The following is a 19,078-nucleotide window of genomic DNA, read 5'->3' as shown; positions in this document are numbered from 1 at the left end:
CCGTGCCAGGCGGCATCACGGTTTGAGGATCACGCGCTCGCGCGCGCCGGCCAGCACCGCACGATAGGCATCGTGCGCGCGCTCGAGCGGGTACGTGTATGCATCCTCGATCGGGAACGCGCGCAACGTGCCGTTGCCGAAGCCGGGCGCGAGCGTATCGAGGATGTTCGCGACCGCGGTGCCGCCGAGCTGCAGCGAATCGACGCCGACGTACGTATGCTGGCCGCGATAGAACGAGAAGATGTCGAACGGTACGTTGCGGTCGATCGTCGAGATGAAGATCTGGCGTCCGCCGATCGCCATCGACGCGTTCGCCGCCTCGAAATACGGGCTGCCCACCGTGTTGTAGACGATGTCCGCGCCGTGTCCGCCGGTCGCCGCGCGCACCGCGTCGGCCACCGCTTCGCGCGACGCGTCGATCACGCGCACGTCGCCGGACGCGTGGCCGCGATATGCGCCGGGGCCGCGCTCGACGCCGATCACCGTGGCGCCGCGCGCAGTTGCAAGCTGGATCGCGGCCTGGCCGACCTTGCCGTTTGCGCCGAACACGAGCACGACGTCGCCGGCTTCGGGCATGCCGGCGCGCCGCAGCCCTTCGTATGCGGTGACGAACGGCACGCCGATGCCGGCCGCTTCGTCGAGCGTCAGCACGGCCGGCTTGCGGCGGACTTGCGCGGCATCGAGCACCAGCCATTGCGCATGCGAGCCGTCGCGCCCGACGCCGAGGTCGCCGCCCGAGCCCCACACCGGCGCACCGATCCAGCCGTCGGGGCCGCTGCGCACGATGCCGGCCCAGTCGCGGCCGGGCGTGCGCGGCCACACCGCATGCGGCATGCGCCCGAGCGCGGCCTTCACGTCGCTCGGATTGACGCCGGCCGCGCGCACCTCGATCAGCATCTGGCCGTCGCCCGGCACGGGCGGGTCGATTTCCCTGACGCGTGCGTCGAGCGACTCGATGTCGGGGGCGGGGGCGTCGAAGCGGATGCTGCGCATGATGATCTCCGTGAAGAGGGGCTGGCGCGCTGCCCGGCGGGCCGGCGCATGCAGCGATGGAACAGGATGACTGGAGTCTAGTCGGCCGGATTTGACGCGGAAACACGCAAAGGCGGATGATTGTTTTGCGTTTAGTGCATAGCAATTCCGGGAGCCGGCATGGACGACTTTCTTTCTCCGCATCTGGCGCTGTTCGTCGACGTGGTCGACCAGCAGAGCTTTTCGGCCGCCGCGCGCCGGCAGGGCGTCGCCGCGTCGTCGGTCACGCGGCGCATCGACCGGCTCGAGGCGCAGCTCGGCATCCGCCTGTTGCATCGCACCACGCACGCGCTTCGGCCGACCGAGGCCGGGCTGCTGCTGTACGGACGCGCGACGCGGATGCTCGCCGAACTGCGCGGGCTGCAGGAGGACCTGCACAGCCAGCACGACGAGCCGAGCGGGCTGTTGCGTGTCGACTGTCCGGCGCCGTTCGGCCGCCGGCACCTGATGGCCGCGCTGGCCGCATTCATGCAGCGCCACCCGGCGCTGCAGGTCGACCTGTTGCTGACGGACAGCATGGTCGACCCGCAAGGCACGCGGCTCGGCTCCGACGTCGATCTCGCGGTGCGCATCGGTCCGCTGGAAGACACGCGCTTCGTCGCGACCGTGCTCGCGCCGCAACGCCGCGTGCTGTGCGCGAGCCCCGATTACGTCGCGCGGCGCGGCGAACCGGAAGCGCCCGACGCGCTCGCCGGGCACGATTGCCTCGCGTGGCACGGTGCGCCGCCGCCGGGCGCATGGCGTTTCGACGGCCGCCGCCACGTGCCGTCGCAGCCGCGGTTTCGCAGCAACCATTCCGAGGCGCTGCTCGAAGCGGCGATCGACGGGCTCGGCATCGCGCACCTGCCGACGTGGCTCGCGGGGGACGCGTTGCGCGACGGTCGGCTGTGTGCATTGCTGCCGCGTTACGCGGCAGCATCCGAGCCGGCGACGATCCACGTGCTGCGCCAGCAGGCGCGCGGTAGCGCACGCGCGGCGCGGCTGGTTGCGTTCCTCGTCACGTGGTTCGCGCAGCCGGCGTGGGATGCCGCGTGGACGTGAAGACGTGACCGACGGCGTGCAATGAAAAACGGGCCCCGCATGCGGGGCCCGTCGAACAGCGGGAAGCGCCGGCCGGCACCGCGGCATGCGCGGTGCGGCCGGTCGTGCGACAACGTTACTGAGCCACCGTCTTGCGCGGCTTGAACATGCCCTGGTAGCGCAGCGCCGGACGCTCCTTCTCCACCGGCGCAATACCGCCGAAGCTCGGCGTCTGGCGCAGCTTCATCGCGGCCGGCGAGGCGACCGAGCCGATCGACGTCGAACGCGAAGCCGGCGCGAGGTTGTTCGCGACGAGCAGCGCGGCCTCGCTCTTCAGGTTCGCGAGCAGCACCGGATCGGTCGACATGTTGATCTGCGTGAGCAGGCCGCTCCAGGCCGCGTCGCTGTAGTTCACGACGTAGTAGTCGAGTCCGGTCGGATCCGCGACCACGCCGGTGCAGCCTTCGATTCGCGTCTGCGCCTGCGTGTCCTTCAGCGCGAGCGTCGTGTGTTTCGCGAGACCCTGGCCGTACGCGAGCGTGATCGGCACCGTCCATTGCAGGCCCGGATACGCGTTCTTGTTCGGGAACGGCTGCTGTTTCAGCGTGACGACTGTCTGGTTCTTCGTCAGGTCGCACTGCGTGTCGAGCGAGATCAGCGGCACGCCCGTCTGGCGCACGTAGCTGTCGCCGATCGGGCCGACCGATTGGCCGCTCTCCTTCGACAGCGCATCCCACAGACGCTTCGGCGTGCCGTTGCCGAACGAGTAGTCGACCAGGTACTGCTGCAGGCCGTGGCGCAATGTCTGCTCGCCGAGATAGTTCTCGAGCGTCTTCAGCACGTGGCCGCCCTTGTCGTACGTGAACGCGCTCGCGCTCAGCACGAAATCGTTCGACGCCCAGTCGTTGAAGTTCGGTGCGACCGGGAACGCGTTCGGGCCGATGTCGCGGTTGATCACGCGGTACTTGTTCTTCACCTGGTCGAGCCAGCTGAACTGGTCGGGGAAGAACTGGATCGTCGTCTTCGTCTCGAAGAACGTCGCGAACGACTCGTTGAGCCAGACGTTATCCCACCAGTCGGCCGTGACCAGATCGCCGAACCACTGGTGCGCGACTTCGTGCGTCAGCACTTCATTGCCGTACTGCGACATCGGCTGGCCCGGCTGCGGCAGGATGTCGTCGGCGAATTCGAGGATCGACCCCCAGTTCTCCATCCCGCCGAAGTTCAGGTCCTTCTGGTCCTTGAACGCGTCGTTCGCGGCGACCGTGTCGAACTTCGTCAGCGGCAGCGGAATGCCCGTGTAGCGGTAATAGAAGTCGAGCGCCTGCTTGGTGCGGTCCATCGCCGGCTTCGCCCAGTCGCTCATGCCCGGCGGCGTGAACACGCGCAGGTGCAGACCGCCCTTGCCGCCCGGCAGCGGGCTCGTGAAATTGTCTTCGTAGGTATCGAACATGCCGCCGCCGAAGAACAGCAGGTACGACGGCATCGGAGGCGTCTTCTCGAACTGCACGAGCTTGTAGCCGCCGCCGACGTTGGTCGACGGCTTCTCGGCCGCGTTCGACACGACGCGCCAGCTCTGCGGTACTTCGGCCGTCACTTCATAGGTCGGACGGAACGCGGGTTCGTCCCAGCCCGGGAACCACTGGCGCGCCAGGTTGGTTTCGCCCTGCGTGAGGATCGCGCCGCTCGTCTTGCCGTCTGTGCCCTTCAGGTCGACGCGGAAGACGCCTTCCGCGGCCGAGCAGCCCGGATACGGATCGTCGCCGCAGCTGCCGCCGGTCTTCGCGACCGGATCGTCATACGACTTGAAGTTGATGATGCCCGACCACTCCATGTGCAGCGAATAATTGCCCGCCGCGATCGTGCCGCTGACCGGGCGCAACTGGTAGTAGTCGCCCTTGTCCTGCGGCGTCGCGATCAGCTGGATGTTGCCCGGCTGCAGCGTGATGCGGCCGTTCGTGAACTTGATCCGGTGGCCGGCGATCACGATGTTGTTGACCGGCTTCAGCACCTTGATCTCGACGTCGGCGCGCCCGTCGAACGCGTTCAGCGCGTCGTTCGGACGGAACCATAGCCGGTAGTTGACCGGGACGACGGTGTCCGGGAGTTCGACCGGCGACACGCTCTTGTCGACGTTGGAGGTGGCGGGCGGCGGTGCGCTCGGCGGCGTGGCGGGCGTCGAGCCGGACTGCGGTGCGCCGGTGGAGCTGAGCGCGGAAGCCGAGCCCATGCCGCCGTCGTCGCCGCCGCACCCGGCGAGTGCCAGTGCGGCGACGAGCGGCAGATAACGCATCTTGTGAATGTTGATCGACATGACTGAAACCTCGATTGTTGAAAGAATCGTTCAGTGCTGCGAAAACGCCGGCAAAAGGAATCCCTCGTCGTTAATCAACGGCGACGTGAAATGCCAATGGCGGATTATTCGAAAAAGACGGTCGACCGACTACGTGAAGGTAATCATGGTTTACTGCCCCCTCTGTGTTTTCCGGATATCGGTTAACTTGCCGGTTAAAAATGGTCGTGCGCGTGTTGTACTGAATTGATTTCGCGCGCACGACACGGGGCCGCACGCCCGCTGCGGGCGCGCTCCCTTTGAACCGACGACCCACGGGGCCGGCCGCACCAGGCCGCGCGACGGACGGACGGCGTGTCGCCGTTCCGTAAAATCGCCGTCATGCGGCTTCAAGGTTTGTCGGCCTGCTCGAAGGATGCGTAAATATACTTGATGGTTTTGAGTAAAGGAAACGAAAAAATTAGAAGGCGCGTCTATTGAGTTTTTCGTGTGCGATTGAATGGTGAAAAGCATTAATTCGCTTTCTGTTTGGCTGTCGTTTTCGTAGTTTTAATCTATTAACGATCTCGCCGATAAGCGAAAACTACGAATCATGGTGTGACCCGGCGCGCTCGGTACAATGCAGCGATGATGCGTCGATCATGACATCGAGGAGGTCTGCCGTGCCACGCGCCCTGTTCCGTATCGCGCCGCTGCGTGCCGCGCTGCTGTTGTTCGCTGCCGTCCTCATGCTCGGCGGTTGCGCGGGGCTCACGCGCGAGCCCGTGAGCGTGACCGTCGTCGGGCTCGATCCGCTCGTCGGGCAGGGCCTCGAGATGCGGTTCAGCCTGAAGCTGCGCGTGCAGAACCCGAACGACGCGCCGATCGAATACGACGGCATCGCCGTCGCGCTCGACCTGAACGGCACGCCGTTCGCAAGCGGGGTCAGCGACCGGACGGGCAGCGTGCCGCGCTTCGGCGAAACCGTGATCGACGTGCCCGTCTCGGTATCGGCTTTCGCTGCCGCGCGGCAGGCGTGGAATCTCCCCGGCGCGGCCGCGAACGGCGAGTTGCCGTATGCGCTGCGCGGCCGGCTCGCCGGCGGCGTGCTCGGCACCGTGCACTTCAACGACGCGGGCACGTTGCGCATGCCGGCGATGCCGGCCTGGGGCGGGTAGGCGGCGCAGCGGCGACCCCGCTGAAAGGGGCGGGAACGCACGCTTTGCCGCGCGGGCAAAGCGCGGTATGGTGTGGTCCGCGCGGCGCCATCCCGCCGCCTGTCTGAAGCCAACCGTAGCAGAGCTCGCGTGACCGATTTCCCCGTTTTCCACTGGACCGACGCCGACGGCGCGGAACATGCCGCGCGCTGGCGCTCCGAAGCCGGCGTGCAGCCGCCCAAGCGCGCCGTGCCCGCCGACGATCGCGTGACCGCCGATGCGGCGTACCGCCTCGCCTGCGAGGGCACCGCGCTCGTCTGGCAGGGCGACTTCCAGAATGCGCGCCAGCTCGTGCAGGCGATGGCGCGTCGCGTCGAACGCAAGCCGAAGAAGGCGAAGGCCGCGGCCGGCGTCGACGCCTTCAACCTGCACCGGCTCGCGCAATCGCAGCGCGCCCGCACGCTCGGGATGCTCCTGATTCCGCTGGACGCCGATTACACGATTGCGCTGCGCCGCGCGCCCGACGTGCGCGCTGCGTGCGAGGAAGCGTACGGGCCGGGCGGCGTGCCGTCGGTCGTGTCGCTACGCGAACTGCTCGGCCTCGTCGGCGCGCATGAATGGCGCAAGAAGGGCGTGCCGATTCCGGCGCTCGGCGGCGCGCCGATCCATCCGCACTACGGCGTGTTCTCGCCGGTGCGTGGCGAATACGTCGAACTGGTCGCGCGCACGCCGCTGCCGGCGACGTCGCTCGCGTTCGACATCGGCACGGGCACCGGCGTGCTCGCGGCCGTGCTGGCATCGCGCGGCATCGAGCGCATCGTCGCGACCGACCAGGATCCGCGCGCGCTCGCGTGTGCGCGAGAAAACGTCGCGAGGCTCGGCCACGCCGAGCGCGTCGACGTGATCGAAGCCGACCTGTTTCCGGCCGGCCGCGCGCCGCTCGTCGTCTGCAACCCGCCGTGGGTGCCGGCCCGTCCGAGCGCACCGATCGAATACGCGGTCTACGATCCCGACAGCCGCATGCTGCGCGGTTTCCTCGCCGGGCTTGCCGACCATCTCGAACCGGGCGGCGAAGGCTGGCTGATCCTGTCCGATTTTGCCGAGCATCTCGGCCTGCGGCCGCGCGACACGCTGCTGCAATGGATCGACGAAGCCGGCCTCGTCGTGCTCGGCCGCGAAGACATCCGCCCCGCGCACCCGAAGGCGGCCGACGCGGACGATCCGCTGCACGCGGCGCGCAGCGCCGAGGTCACGTCGCTCTGGCGACTCGGCGCGCGGGCCTGATCGCGCATTTTCGGTAAACTATCGCCATTCCTCACGAATTCCCGCCGCCGGGCCGTGGTCGACCGACCGTGGCCCGGCGTCGCATCACGATGTCGAACAAGACCCACGAAATCCGTCCGGAGCAGTCCGTCGAGCTGCTGAAGGAACTGCATATCCTGACCCGCGACGGCAAGCTGAACCAGGACAGCCGCCGCAAGCTGAAGCAGGTCTATCACCTGTTCCAGTTCATCGAGCCGCTGCTCGCGAGCGTGCAGGCCGACAAGGGCAGCGTGACGCTCGTCGATCACGGCGCCGGCAAGTCGTATCTCGGCTTCATCCTGTACGACCTGTTCTTCAAGCAGCAGTCGGGGCACGGCACGACGGCGTTCGCGTCGCACGTGTACGGGATCGAGACGCGCGAAGAGCTCGTCACGCGTTCCACCGAACTCGCCGCACGGCTCGGGTTCGGCGGCATGTCGTTCCTGAACCTGTCGGTTGCCGATTCGATCACGTCGCCGAAGCTGCCCGAAACGGTCGATGTCGTCACCGCGCTGCATGCGTGCGATACCGCGACCGACGACGCGATCCGCTTCGCGCTCGCGAAGCGCGCGCAGCACATCGTGCTGGTGCCGTGCTGCCAGGCGGAAGTCGCCGGCGTGCTGCGCAGGAACAAGGGCAAGTCGCTCGCGAACGCGCTGACGGAAGTGTGGCGGCATCCGCTGCACACGCGCGAATTCGGCAGCCAGATCACCAACGTGCTGCGCTGTCTGCAGCTCGAGGCGCACGGCTACCAGGTCAGCGTGACCGAGCTGGTTGGCTGGGAGCATTCGATGAAGAACGAGCTGATCATCGCGCAGTACAAGAACCTGCCGCGCCGCAAGCCCGGCGAGCGGCTGAACGAGATCCTCGGGATGTTCGGGCTGGCCGAACTGAACGAGCGCTTCTTCGTGCCGGCACCTGCTGCCGAGGCCGGCGCGGCCGTCGAGTCGGCCGAGGACTGACCCGAGCCGACGCGCGGCACGTCCGTCGCGCGCGAGCCGGCCTTCGCGCGACGTGTCAGACGTCGTCGCCCGGCCGGTGCATCCATTCCTGCCAGCCGTCGTGGCCGAGGCGGCGCAGCGTTTCCTGGTTTTTCTCGTAGATCGCGGACGCGTCCGGAAACGCGTCGACCGCGCGCGCGATGCTGTCCTCGCGCAGCAGATGCAGGATCGGGTACGGCGCGCGGTTCGTGTAGTTTTCGATGTCGTCGGGTTCGCTGCCTTCGAACCGGTACTCGGGATGGAAGCTCGCGATCTGCAGCACGCCGTCGAGCCGCAGTTGTCGCACCAGCCGGTCGGCGAAGAACAGCGCGTTGTTGTAGTCGACGAAATCCGCGAACGCGCGCGGATAGATCACGAGCGTCGTGTCGACCTGCTGCGGATCCGCCGCTTCGAGCGCGCGCAGTTCGGTTTCGAGGTCGGCCAGTGCGTCCTCGAGCGTCGTCGCTTCGCTGATCGCATAACGCACCTGCTCCTTCACATAGACGCTTTTCGCGAACGGACACAGGTTGAGTCCGATCACCGCGCGCGCGAGCCAGTGCCGCGTGGCGGCGAGGATGTCGTCGTGCGAGTCGGGGCGGGTGTCGGTCATGGCGAAGGCGGTGGGGCAGAGAAGCGGTGAGGGCCGCATTGTAGCGGGCACGCCGGGCGCGGGCGTGCGCCGCCCGTCACGCGCACGCGGCTTCGATCAGCTGCGTGACCAGCGCGGGCGCGGTGCCGATCGGCGTTTCGCCGTGCCGGTAGGTCTGGCTGGCCGCGTAGATGCCTTCGACCACCAGCGCGAGCGCGTCGGCCAGCGTCTTCGGCTGCCGCGCGCCGGCGCCTTCGCAGAGCTCGACGAGCCGCTTCATCAGCTGTTCCTTGTTCTGCGCGACGCGCTCGCGCGCCGGATGCGACGTATCCGGAAATTCGGCCGCGACGTTGACGAACGGGCAGCCGCGATAGTCCTTCTGCGTCGCGCGCTCGGCGAGATCGACGAAATACTGGATCAACTGCGCCTTCGGCTGGCCCAGGTGCTTCGCGACGCTCGAATCGAGGCGCGCGAAGAAGCAAGCGTCCATCCGCTCCAGATACGCGAGGATCAGTTCGTCCTTCGACGAGAACTGCCGGTACAGGCTCATCTTGTTGACGCCCGCGAGTTCCACGACGGCCTCGACGCCGACCGCGCGCACCCCTTCCTTGTAAAACAGCTCCTCGGCGGCGCGCAGCAGGTGTTCCTGCGCGGCGGCGGCGGCGATCGGCCGGCGCGTGCGGCGTGCCGGCGGCTTGTTGGCGGCCTCGATGCCCGACATGATGACCCTCGACTGCGTGGTGAATTGCTTGACATGTTACCGACTGGTCACTACGATCGCAACACACTTGTGACTGATCGGTAACAATGCCGGTCGGATCGACAGACAAATGCCAGGTGTCGGCCCCAGGTCAGCCGATGCAGCGTGCGGCGGAGGTGGCCTGGTGGTGGGGTGGTGCCGGCGCACGCGCGCCGGGCGCGCCAACTGGAGAACGAGAGCATGAACTGGGCAGTGACACGAATCAGAGGGCGCTTCCACTACGGATGGCTCGCGGCGGCGGTGGTTTTCCTGATCCTGCTGGCGGCGGCCGGCACGCGCGCGACGCCGAGCGTACTGATGGTGCCGCTCGAGCGCGAGCTCGGCTGGAGCCGCGCGACGATCTCGCTGGCGATTTCGGTGAATATCGCGCTGTACGGCCTGACGGGCCCGTTCGCGGCGGCGGCGATGCAGCGCTTCGGGCTGCGCCCGACGATCCTGACCGCGCTGGTGACGATGAGCGCGGGCGTCGCGCTGTCGTCGCTGATGACGCAGAGCTGGCAGATGGTGCTGATCTGGGGCCTGATGGTCGGCTGCTCGACGGGCGTCGTCGCGCTGACGCTGTCCGCGACCTTCGTCACCCGCTGGTTCCATGCGCGGCGTGGTCTCGTGATGGGGATCCTGACCGCGAGCACGGCCACCGGCCAGCTCGTGTTCCTGCCGATGCTCGCGGCGATCGCGCAGCGCCACGGCTGGCGGCCGGTCGTGCTGGTGGTGGCGGTGGCGGCTGCGATCGTGATTCCGCTGGTCGCGTTCCTGCTGCCGGAGCGGCCGGCCGACGTGCAGCTGCGCCCGTACGGCGAGCCGGCCGATGCGCCGCCCGCGCCTGACGCGACGAAGGAAAACCCGCTGGCGGTCGCGTTCCGCGCGCTGCTGACGGCAAGCCGCTCGCGCGATTTCTGGCTGCTGTTCTTCAGCTTCTTCATCTGCGGCGCGAGCACCAACGGCTATGTCGGCACGCACCTGATCGCGATGTGCAGCGACTACGGGATGACCGAAGTGCAGGGCGCATCGCTGCTCGCCGCGATGGGCGTGTTCGACCTGTTCGGCACGACGCTGTCGGGCTGGCTGTCCGACCGCTACGACAACCGCGTCCTGCTGTTCTGGTACTACGGGCTGCGCGGGCTGTCGCTGATCTACCTGCCGCACGCGTTCGGCATCGATTTCTTCGGGCTGCCGCTGTTCGCGATGTTCTACGGGCTCGACTGGATCGCGACCGTGCCGCCGACCGTGCGGCTTGCCACGGATGTGTTCGGCAAGGCTGCCGCGCCGGTCGTGTTCGGCTGGATCGTCGCCGGTCACCAGCTCGGCGCGGCATTCGCGGCGCTCGGCGCGGGGCTGCTGCGCGCGAGCCTCGGGACCTATACGATCGCGTCGATGATCTCGGGCGGGCTGTGCATCGTCGGCGCGCTGATCGTGCTGCGTATCAATCGCGGCCCGTCCCGCGCGGCTGCGCAGGCTGCGTGAGCGTGGCGACACGGCCGGCCGCGTGCGGGAGCGGCTGGTCAATGCAGGATCGGTGATTTGCATTGCGGGGGATCGGCGGGCGCGTGGCGGCTCAAGCGGTTATGCTTGCGGTTCGCCGGGCGTTCGCGCCCCTTCATCGATGTCAGCGAGGAACCGCATGTCCGTCAAACCTGCACCCACCACTGTTTCGATCCACGACCTGATCGCGGGCCGCTGGAGTCCGCGCGCGTACTCGGACGAGCCGGTCAGCGCCGCCGATCTGCACGCGGTGCTCGAAGCCGCGCGCTGGGCGCCGTCCGCCTACAACGCGCAGCCGTGGCGCTTCATCGTGTTCGATCGCACGCAGGACGAAGCCGCATTCAAGCGCGCTTTCGCGACGCTCGTGCCGTTTAATCAGGGCTGGAACGCACCGGCGCCCGTGCTGGTCGCGGTGACCGCGCATACGCTTACGTCGAAGGGCGAGCCCGCGCCGACGGCGCTGTACGATGCGGGCGCGGCCGCGATGTCGCTGGTGCTGCAGGCGCACGCGCTGGGGCTCGCCGCGCACCAGATGAGCGGCTTCGACCCGAAGGCGTTCCGCGATGCATTCGAGATTCCGGCCGATGTCGCGATCCCGGCGCTCATCTCGATCGGCCACTATGGCAACGTCGACAAGCTCGATCCGGTGCTGCGCGACCGCGAAAAGGCGCCGCGCACGCGTCATGCGCTCGGCGAAGTCGTCTACGCGGGCGCGTGGAAGAAGGGCTTCGACGCCGCTGCCTGATCGCGCACGCGGGCGGGCCTGCATCGTGCACCCCCCGTCCGCGCCTGCCGCAGCCGCGCGCTACCCGCGCGCGATCGCGGCATCCGCGAGCCGGTTACGCGGCACCGGCGGTCGTCCCCGGTTGTGATCCGGCGGGCTTCATGATAAAAAGCCCGTCCTTTCCGTTTTCGCGCCGGCCATGCTGCGGCACCTTCCCATGACTTACTGCGCGATCGATTTCGGCACGTCCAATTCCGCCGTGGCGCTGCCCGACGGCGATGGCATGCGCCTCGCGCCCGTCGAGGGCGACCACCTGACGCTGCCCACCGCGATCTTCTTCAACAGCGACGAGCAGACGGTCGAATACGGCCGTGCGGCGCTGGCGTCCTATATCGACGGTTTCGACGGCCGCCTGATGCGTTCGATGAAGAGCATCCTCGGGTCGCCGCTCGCGGAGACCACGACCGATCTCGGCGACGGCAGCGCGATGGCGTACACGGAGATCATCGCGCGCTTCCTGACGCACCTGAAGCGCAAGGCCGAGGCACGCGCGGGCGCGCCGATCGGCCGTGCGGTGCTCGGCCGCCCGGTGTTCTTCGTCGATGACGATCCGCGCGCCGACAGCCTCGCGCAGAATCAGCTCGAAGCGGCCGCGCAGTCGGTCGGTTTCAAGGACGTGCATTTCCAGTACGAACCGATCGCGGCCGCGTTCGACTACGAGTCGCGCCAGCAGGCCGAGCGGCTCGTGCTGGTGGCCGACATCGGCGGCGGTACGTCGGACTTCTCGCTGGTGCGGGTCGGCCCGCAGCGGATGGCGCGCCTCGAGCGCAAGGACGACGTGCTCGCGCACCACGGCGTGCACGTCGCGGGCACCGATTACGACCGGCGCGTCGAGCTCGCGGCAATCCTGCCCGCGTTCGGCTACCGCTCGCTCGATCCCGAAGGGCGCGAGCTGCCGAACCGCATCTACTTCGACCTGGCGACCTGGCACCTGATCAACACGGTCTACACGCCGAAGCGGCTGGGCGAACTGAAGCTGATGAAGCACCTGTACCGCGAGGTGCGGCAATACGACCGGCTCACGCGCGTGGTCGAGCAGCGGCTCGGGCATGCGCTGATGGCGCGCGCGGAAGAAGCGAAGATCGGCGTTGCGGCGGGCGGGGAGACGATGATCGACCTGAACGACGTGGAAGAGGATCTGCAGATTGCGTTCGATGCGGATCGCCTCGTCGATGCGAGCGTCGACGACACCGCGCGCATCGTCGAGGCCGCGCGCGAGACGGTACGGCTCGCGGGCGTTGCGCCGCGCGACGTCGGCGCGCTGTATTTCACCGGCGGCTCGACCGGCCTCGCGTTCCTGTCGGGTGCGCTGGCGGGCACGTTCCCGGATGCACAGCCGGTGTTCGGCGATCGTCTCGCCAGTGTCGCGACGGGGCTCGGCATTCACGCGCAACGGTTGTTCGGCTGAGCGCGTGCAAAAATCCAACACGGCCGACGGCCGTTTGGATTATCGGCGGCAACAGGATTTGCGCGCCGGAAAACAAAAAGCCCCGCCGAAGCGGGGCTTTTTTACACGAAATATCGCGCCGAACTTAGACCGGACGGATGTTCGCAGCTTGCAGACCCTTCGGGCCCGTCTTCACTTCGAATTCAACCTTCTGGTTTTCTTGCAGCGTCTTGAAGCCTTCGACGCGGATTTCCGAGAAGTGCGCGAACAGATCGTCGCCGCCGCCTTCCGGGGTGATGAAGCCGAAGCCCTTTGCGTCATTGAACCACTTGACGGTACCGGTTGCCATGTTACTTGTTCCTAAAAAAATAAAACGGGGCCGAGGCCCATGGGTGCGGAAAATCAAGGAAGGGGGTAATAGGACCAACCGGAGTACCGTTGATGGGCGAACTACGAAAGAACCAATTCACTCGCCGCTTGAAATCCTGCAAAGTCATTTATACGGCTTATTGGATCCGCGGTCAACCGTATTTCCATACGGTCAGGGTTATTGCGGATCTCAGGTTTACAAAGCTTGCACGCCGTGCGGATTTTTTGTAGGGGCCGAACGAATTTGCCGCCAACTTGCAGGTGCAACCGTTAAACTACGCGCCGCGCGGACCCGGTTGCCCCGATCGGATGACGGGTCCCCCCAAGAATGCGTGCGCGGTGCTGTCCGAGCCGATCCCGGACCGCAGGCCGACCATGCTTTTTGAGACACAGGAGAGGATGTGAAGAGTTCTATTCAACGGAACATCGGCCCGTTTGCATTGATGCTGACGGGGTTGGGTTCGATTATCGGCTCGGGCTGGCTGTTCGGCGCCTGGAAGGCCGCGAAGATTGCCGGTCCGGCGGCGATCTGCGCCTGGATCATCGGCGCAGTCGTGATTCTCGCGATTGCACTGACGTACGCCGAACTGGGCGCGATGTTCCCGGAGTCGGGCGGCATGGTGCGCTACGCGCGCTACTCGCACGGCTCGCTGGTGGGGTTCATCAGCGCGTGGGCAAACTGGATTGCGATCGTATCCGTGATCCCGATCGAGGCCGAGGCGTCGATCCAGTACATGAGCACGTGGCCGTATCCATGGGCGCATGCGCTGTTCGTGAACGGCGAGTTGACGACACCCGGGCTGCTGCTGTCGGCCGTGCTCGTGGTCATCTACTTCATGCTCAACTACTGGGGCGTGAAGGCCTTCGCGCGTGCGAACACGACGATCACGATCTTCAAGTTCCTGATCCCCGGCCTCACGATCCTCGGCCTGATGCTGACGAGCTTCCACTCGGAAAACCTCGGCACCGCATCGAATGCGACCTTCGCGCCGTACGGCTGGTCGGCCGTGCTGACCGCGGTCGCGACGAGCGGCATCGTGTTCGCGTTCAACGGCTTCCAGAGTCCGGTGAACCTAGCCGGTGAAGCGCGCAATCCGTCGCGCAGCGTGCCGTTCGCGGTGATCTCGTCGATCCTGATCGCACTCGTGATCTACGTGCTGCTGCAGATGGCGTACATCGGTTCGGTGAATCCGCTCGACGTCGCACAGGGCTGGTCGCACTTCAACTTCAAGTCGCCGTTCGCCGAGCTGGCGATCGCGCTGAACCTGAACTGGCTCGCGATCCTGCTGTACGTCGACGCGTTCGTCAGCCCGAGCGGTACGGGCACGACCTACATGGCGACGACCACGCGGATGATCTACGCGATGGAGCGCAACAACACGATGCCGAAGATGTTCGGCAACGTGCACCCGCTCTACGGCGTGCCGCGTCAGGCGATGTGGTTCAACCTGCTCGTGTCGTTCATCTTCCTGTTCTTCTTCCGCGGCTGGAGCTCGCTCGCGGCAGTGATCTCGGTCGCAACGGTCATCTCGTACCTGACCGGCCCGATCAGCCTGATGGCGCTGCGCCGTGCGGCAAAGGACATCGAGCGTCCGCTGTCGATCCCGTTGATGACGCTGATCGCGCCGTTCGCGTTTGTCTGCGCATCGCTGATCCTGTACTGGGCGAAGTGGCCGCTGACGGGCGAAATCATCCTGCTGATGGTCGTCGCGCTGCCGGTGTACTTCTTCTTCCAGGCGCGGTCGGGCTGGACTGGCTGGAGTGCCGACCTGAAGGCTGCATGGTGGCTGGTCGCCTACCTGCCGACGATGGCCGTGCTGTCGGTGATCGGCAGCAAGGAGTTCGGCGGTCTCGGCTATCTGCCGTACGGCTGGGACATGCTGATCGTCGCGGCGATCGCGCTGGTGTTCTACTTCTGGGGCGTGAGCACGGGCTATCGGACCAAGTATCTCGACGAGCGCGAGTCGCACGACGAGATCCTCGAAGGGATCGGTGCCTGACGACGCCTGACCTGCCGCCGGAATCGGCGGCGGCAGGACGCGCAAACAAAAAGCCCGCCCGAGCATTGCTCGGGCGGGCTTTTTGTTTGGGTCGCCGGATTTGACGACGCACGATTATCTGACTAGAGTCAGATAATCGTGGCGCGTGACATGAGGGAACGGCGATGGATGGAGATTCGATCGGACAGGTGCGGCGCTTCAACCGGATTGTCGCGGAAGGCATTGGCGCGCTCGATGCGCAGTTTCTCGGGCGCGACCGGCCGATGGGGGAGTCGCGGCTGTTGTGGGAGATCGGCGAGGCGGGCGCCGAGTTGCGCACGCTGCGGGCGCGTCTCGGGCTCGATTCGGGCTATCTGAGCCGGCTGCTCGGCGCGCTGGAGCGGCAGGGGCTCGTGACGGTCGACACCGATACCGGCGACCGTCGCGTGCGGCACGCGCGCCTGACCGACGCCGGCCTGGCCGAATGGGCCGAGCTCGACCGGCGTTCCGACGATGTCGCATCCAGCCTGCTGTCGCCGCTGACCGACGGGCAACGCGAGAAACTGCTCGGCGCGATGGCGCAGGTCGAGCGGCTGTTGCAGGCGTCGTTCGTGCGCTTCGAGGTCGAGCCGCCGGCCAGCGACGATGCGCGCTGGTGCATCGAGCAGTATTTCGCCGAGTTGAACGCCCGCTTCGACGCGGGTTTCGATCCGTCGCGCAGCCTGTCGGCCGACTTGCATGAATTGACCGCGCCGGCTGGCGCGCTGATCGTGGCCCGGCTGTATGGACGGCCGGTCGGCTGCGTCGCGCTCAAGGTCCATCGCGGCGCGCCCGCCGAACTGAAACGGATGTGGGTCGCGGCGCAGGCGCGCGGTCTGGGCATCGGCCAGCGTTTGCTGGCCGAGGCGGAAGCGCAGGCCCGCATGGCCGGCGCACGCGCGGTACGGCTCGAGACGAACCGCGCGTTGACGGAGGCGATTGCGCTGTATCGGGGGAGCGGTTACGTCGAAGTGGCGGCGTTCAGCGACGAGCCGTACGCGCACCACTGGTTCGAGAAACGGCTCGGGTGAACTGCGGAGCGAGCCTGGCTACCGAGTCACCAAGCCCCCAAGCTGTTTACGCGGCCGCGCTCGCAAACACGTAGTTCGTCATCGCGAGCACGCGCTGGTACGTGCCGAGCGACTGGATGCCGAGCCGGTAATCGTCGTCGGCCGCGCCGAGTGCGGTGAACACAGGCAGCAGGTGTTCGTCGGTCGGATGCATCAGCGCCGCATGTGGCGCCTGCCGGCGGTAGTCGAGCAGCGCGTCGACATCGCGCGCGGCCAGCTTCGCCTCGAACCAGTCGGTAAATTCAGCGACACGCGGATCCGCATCTTCCGGCGCCGCGCCGAAATCAGCCGCGCGCAGGTTGTGCGTGATCTGGCCGGAGCCGATCACCATCACGCCTTCGTCACGCAGGGGCCGCAGCGCACGGCCAAGCGCGAAGTGATGGGCCGCGTCAGCACGCGGCTGGATCGACAACTGCGCGACGGGCACGTCGGCTTCCGGAAACATCAGCAGCATCGGCACCCAGGCGCCGTGATCGAGACCGCGCTCGTTCGTGGCGGTGGCGATGCCGGCTGCGTTCAGCAGCGTGGCCGCACGTTCGGCGACGTCGGGTGCGCCCGGCGCCGGATAGCGGATCTCGTACAGCGCCTGCGGAAAGCCGTAGAAGTCGTGGATCGTTTCCGGGTGGGCGGTGATGCTCGCGACCGGCTGCTGCGTGCCCCAGTGCGCGGACAGCATCAGCACCGCGCGCGGGCGCGGCAGCTCGGCGCCGAGGTGCGTGAATGCGCCGGACGGCAGCGTCGGGTCGATCGGCAGCGTGGGGGCGCCGTGGGACAGGTAGAGCGAGGGCAAGCGGTTCATGATGGAAGCCTGCAAGAAGGAATTGCCTGTGACTATAGGCGCGTACCGAATGTTGATAAACGTGTTCTGGAGAATTTGATTGAATCGTAAATGTTGATAATTGCGGCGATTCCAGGCGGGCCGAAACCTGCGTGGTCTAGCGGCTGCAGGTTCGGGCCGGTAGGCGGTTGAATCGACGAAAATGTGCGCGCGATGGCGCCCGTACGGTGCGTGCGGCGGCTTACTGCGCGAGACGGATGCCGGCCCACGGCGTCGTCATCGGCGCGTTGAGTGCGAACAGGTCGAGCACGCGCGTGACGGTCTGGTCGACGAGTTCCTCGATCGTCTTCGGCATTGCGTAGAACGCAGGCAGCGGCGGAAACACGATGCCGCCCATTTCGGTCACGGCCGTCATGTTGCGCAGATGCGCGAGGTTGAACGGCGTTTCGCGCACCATCAGCACGAGACGGCGACGTTCCTTCAGCGTGACGTCGGCCGCGCGCGTGATCAGGTTGTCCGACAGCCCGTGCGCGACGCTCGCGAGCGTCTTCATCGAGCAGGGCGCGATCACCATGCCGTCGGTCGCGAACGAACCGGACGCAATCGTCGCGCCGACATCGCGCACCGCATGCACGACGTCCGCACGGCTTTCGACGTCGGCCTTCGACAGCTTCAGTTCATGCTGGATGTTGAGCCAGCCGGCGTTCGAAACCAGCAGATGCGTTTCGACGCCGCCGGCGGCGCGCAGCAGTTCGAGCAACCGCACGCCGTAGACCGCGCCGGTGGCGCCGGTGATCGCGACGATCAGCCGGCGTGGCGGCGCGCTGGGAGATGCCATCGGAAAGCGGGTGTTACGCGGCGGCGAACAGTTGCTGCAGTTCGCCCGACTGGTACATCTCCATCATGATGTCCGAGCCGCCGACGAATTCACCCTTCACGTACAGCTGCGGGATGGTCGGCCAGTTCGAGAATGCCTTGATGCCCTGGCGGATTTCGTCGTCCTCGAGCACGTTGACCGTCTTGAACTGGTCGACGCCGCAGGCCTTCAGCACCTGCACGGCGCGGCCCGAAAAGCCGCACATCGGGAATTGTGCGTTGCCCTTCATGAAGAGCACGACCTGGTTTTCGTCGACGATTTGCTTGATACGTTGTTGGGTGTCCATGACTGACCTTGCGTTTGCGGGGCGTTAGATCGAAATGATAGCGGATTTCAACCGCTCGGGCCGGCCATCAGCCGGGTAGGCGGCCACCTGTCGTGCGTTCGATCGCGGCCAGGTCGGCGAGCGACTCGACCGCGACGAAGCCGCGCGACACGAGCAGCGCGCGCACGGCTTCGGCCTGGTCGTAACCGTGCTCGATCCAGAGCGTGCCGCCCGGTTTCAGGTAGGCGCCGGCGCCCGCGACGATCGTGCGGATCGCGCTGAGGCCGTCGGCGTCGTCGGTGAGCGCACCGAGCGGCTCGAAACGCAGGTCGCCCTGCGCGAGATGCGGATCGTGCTGCGCGATGTAAGGCGGGTTGCTGACGATCGTGTCGAACGCGAGCGCCGGGTCGAGTGCCGCGTACCAGTCGCTCTGCAGCCAGTGCAGCGGGCCGCCGCGGCGATCCGCGTCGAGTAGCTTATCCGCATTGCGCTGCGCGACGTCGAGCGCGGCTGCCGAGCGATCGAGTGCCCACACGCGCGCGTCGGGGCGTTCGGCCGCGATCGACACGGCGATCGCGCCGCTGCCGGTGCCGAGATCGAGCACGGCCGGATGCGGCAGCCCGTCGATCGCATCGAGCGCGGCTTCGACGAGCAGTTCGGTTTCGGGGCGCGGGATCAGCACGTCGGGCGTCACGTCGAACGGCCGGCCGAAGAATTCACGCATGCCGATGAGCTGCGCGACCGGCTCGCCGGACATGCGGCGTGCTTCGAGCAGGCGGTAGCGCTCGATCGCGGCGGGTTCGAGCGGGGCTTCGCCGCGCGTGATCAGCTGCGTGCGCGTCCAGCCGAGCGCGTACGCGAGCAGCACGCGCGCATCGACCGCGTCGAGCGGCGACGCGCGCAGCAGTTGGTCGGCGGTGAGGTCGGGCATCGCGG

General features: G+C 67.0%; 18 protein-coding genes. 9 read left to right on the top strand and 9 right to left on the bottom strand.

The features are described 5' to 3' along the window. Window positions 1-15: 15 nt before the first annotated feature. A complete protein-coding gene (locus BX604_RS05450) occupies window positions 16-993 on the bottom strand; it encodes a quinone oxidoreductase family protein (protein WP_098549907.1) in 978 nt (325 codons plus the stop codon). Between the two features lie 159 nt (window positions 994-1,152). On the opposite strand from BX604_RS05450, the gene BX604_RS05445 reads away from it, so the two are divergent. Continuing rightward, a complete protein-coding gene (locus BX604_RS05445; protein ID WP_098549906.1) occupies window positions 1,153-2,073 on the top strand; it encodes a LysR family transcriptional regulator in 921 nt (306 codons plus the stop codon). A gap of 115 nt (window positions 2,074-2,188) precedes the next feature. On the opposite strand, the gene BX604_RS05440 is transcribed toward BX604_RS05445, so the two are convergent. Then, window positions 2,189-4,366, bottom strand: coding sequence for a M1 family metallopeptidase (locus BX604_RS05440; protein ID WP_098549905.1), 2,178 nt, complete (start codon window positions 4,364-4,366; stop codon window positions 2,189-2,191). A 641-nt stretch (window positions 4,367-5,007) separates the two neighbouring features. Between BX604_RS05440 and BX604_RS05430 the strand changes: the two genes are divergently transcribed. The 3 genes from BX604_RS05430 to BX604_RS05420 all read left to right on the top strand — a co-directional run bounded on the left by BX604_RS05430 (window position 5,008) and on the right by BX604_RS05420 (window position 7,745). Further along, window positions 5,008-5,502: an LEA type 2 family protein gene (locus BX604_RS05430; RefSeq protein ID WP_098549904.1), complete on the top strand. Its 495-nt coding sequence runs from the start codon at window positions 5,008-5,010 to the stop codon at window positions 5,500-5,502. Between the two features lie 129 nt (window positions 5,503-5,631). Further along, entirely contained in the window at window positions 5,632-6,765 is a 1,134-nt protein-coding gene (locus BX604_RS05425; protein WP_098549903.1) for a methyltransferase, read from the top strand. An 89-nt stretch (window positions 6,766-6,854) separates the two neighbouring features. Continuing rightward, window positions 6,855-7,745 (top strand): class I SAM-dependent methyltransferase, encoded by an 891-nt coding sequence (locus BX604_RS05420; protein WP_098549902.1) that lies wholly within the window; start codon window positions 6,855-6,857, stop codon window positions 7,743-7,745. A gap of 55 nt (window positions 7,746-7,800) precedes the next feature. Here the strand turns inward: BX604_RS05420 and BX604_RS05415 are convergent, their stop codons facing one another. Further along, on the bottom strand, window positions 7,801-8,373 hold the full coding sequence (locus BX604_RS05415; RefSeq protein WP_098549901.1) for a DUF1415 domain-containing protein: 573 nt from the start codon (window positions 8,371-8,373) through the stop codon (window positions 7,801-7,803). Between the two features lie 76 nt (window positions 8,374-8,449). Further along, window positions 8,450-9,073: a TetR/AcrR family transcriptional regulator gene (locus BX604_RS05410; RefSeq protein WP_098549900.1), complete on the bottom strand. Its 624-nt coding sequence runs from the start codon at window positions 9,071-9,073 to the stop codon at window positions 8,450-8,452. A 219-nt stretch (window positions 9,074-9,292) separates the two neighbouring features. Between BX604_RS05410 and BX604_RS05400 the strand changes: the two genes are divergently transcribed. The 3 genes from BX604_RS05400 to BX604_RS05390 all read left to right on the top strand — a co-directional run bounded on the left by BX604_RS05400 (window position 9,293) and on the right by BX604_RS05390 (window position 12,786). Then, window positions 9,293-10,576, top strand: coding sequence for an MFS transporter (locus BX604_RS05400; RefSeq protein WP_098549899.1), 1,284 nt, complete (start codon window positions 9,293-9,295; stop codon window positions 10,574-10,576). 157 nt (window positions 10,577-10,733) lie between these two features. Next, window positions 10,734-11,339 carry a nitroreductase family protein gene (locus tag BX604_RS05395; RefSeq protein ID WP_098549898.1) on the top strand — a complete coding sequence of 202 codons (606 nt, stop codon included), beginning with the start codon at window positions 10,734-10,736 and terminating at the stop codon, window positions 11,337-11,339. Between the two features lie 196 nt (window positions 11,340-11,535). Then, window positions 11,536-12,786: an Hsp70 family protein gene (locus BX604_RS05390; RefSeq protein WP_098549897.1), complete on the top strand. Its 1,251-nt coding sequence runs from the start codon at window positions 11,536-11,538 to the stop codon at window positions 12,784-12,786. 124 nt (window positions 12,787-12,910) lie between these two features. Here BX604_RS05390 and BX604_RS05385 read toward each other — a convergent pair whose 3' ends face one another. Continuing rightward, window positions 12,911-13,114 carry a cold-shock protein gene (locus BX604_RS05385; RefSeq protein ID WP_006477070.1) on the bottom strand — a complete coding sequence of 68 codons (204 nt, stop codon included), beginning with the start codon at window positions 13,112-13,114 and terminating at the stop codon, window positions 12,911-12,913. Between the two features lie 421 nt (window positions 13,115-13,535). Here BX604_RS05385 and BX604_RS05380 point away from each other — a divergent pair, with 421 nt between their 5' ends. Together BX604_RS05380 and BX604_RS05375 are read left to right on the top strand one after the other, a co-directional pair. After that, entirely contained in the window at window positions 13,536-15,134 is a 1,599-nt protein-coding gene (locus tag BX604_RS05380; RefSeq protein ID WP_098549896.1) for an APC family permease, read from the top strand. A 164-nt stretch (window positions 15,135-15,298) separates the two neighbouring features. After that, window positions 15,299-16,183, top strand: coding sequence for a bifunctional helix-turn-helix transcriptional regulator/GNAT family N-acetyltransferase (locus BX604_RS05375; RefSeq protein WP_098549895.1), 885 nt, complete (start codon window positions 15,299-15,301; stop codon window positions 16,181-16,183). A 46-nt stretch (window positions 16,184-16,229) separates the two neighbouring features. Here BX604_RS05375 and BX604_RS05370 read toward each other — a convergent pair whose 3' ends face one another. The 4 genes from BX604_RS05370 to prmC all read right to left on the bottom strand — a co-directional run bounded on the left by BX604_RS05370 (window position 16,230) and on the right by prmC (window position 19,073). Beyond that, window positions 16,230-17,021: a DODA-type extradiol aromatic ring-opening family dioxygenase gene (locus BX604_RS05370; protein ID WP_098549894.1), complete on the bottom strand. Its 792-nt coding sequence runs from the start codon at window positions 17,019-17,021 to the stop codon at window positions 16,230-16,232. Between the two features lie 220 nt (window positions 17,022-17,241). Further along, window positions 17,242-17,838 (bottom strand): UbiX family flavin prenyltransferase, encoded by a 597-nt coding sequence (locus BX604_RS05365; RefSeq protein WP_098549893.1) that lies wholly within the window; start codon window positions 17,836-17,838, stop codon window positions 17,242-17,244. Between the two features lie 13 nt (window positions 17,839-17,851). Continuing rightward, a complete protein-coding gene (grxD, locus tag BX604_RS05360) occupies window positions 17,852-18,163 on the bottom strand; it encodes a Grx4 family monothiol glutaredoxin (protein WP_027783412.1) in 312 nt (103 codons plus the stop codon). A gap of 67 nt (window positions 18,164-18,230) precedes the next feature. Next, window positions 18,231-19,073: a peptide chain release factor N(5)-glutamine methyltransferase gene (prmC, locus tag BX604_RS05355; protein WP_098549892.1), complete on the bottom strand. Its 843-nt coding sequence runs from the start codon at window positions 19,071-19,073 to the stop codon at window positions 18,231-18,233. Window positions 19,074-19,078: the final 5 nt, after the last annotated feature.

This window comes from Burkholderia sp. JKS000303, from assembly GCF_002563755.1.
Lineage (GTDB): Bacteria > Pseudomonadota > Gammaproteobacteria > Burkholderiales > Burkholderiaceae > Burkholderia > Burkholderia anthina_B.
Note: the sequence above shows the minus strand (reverse complement) of the source record. Positions and strands in the feature narration are given on the sequence as shown.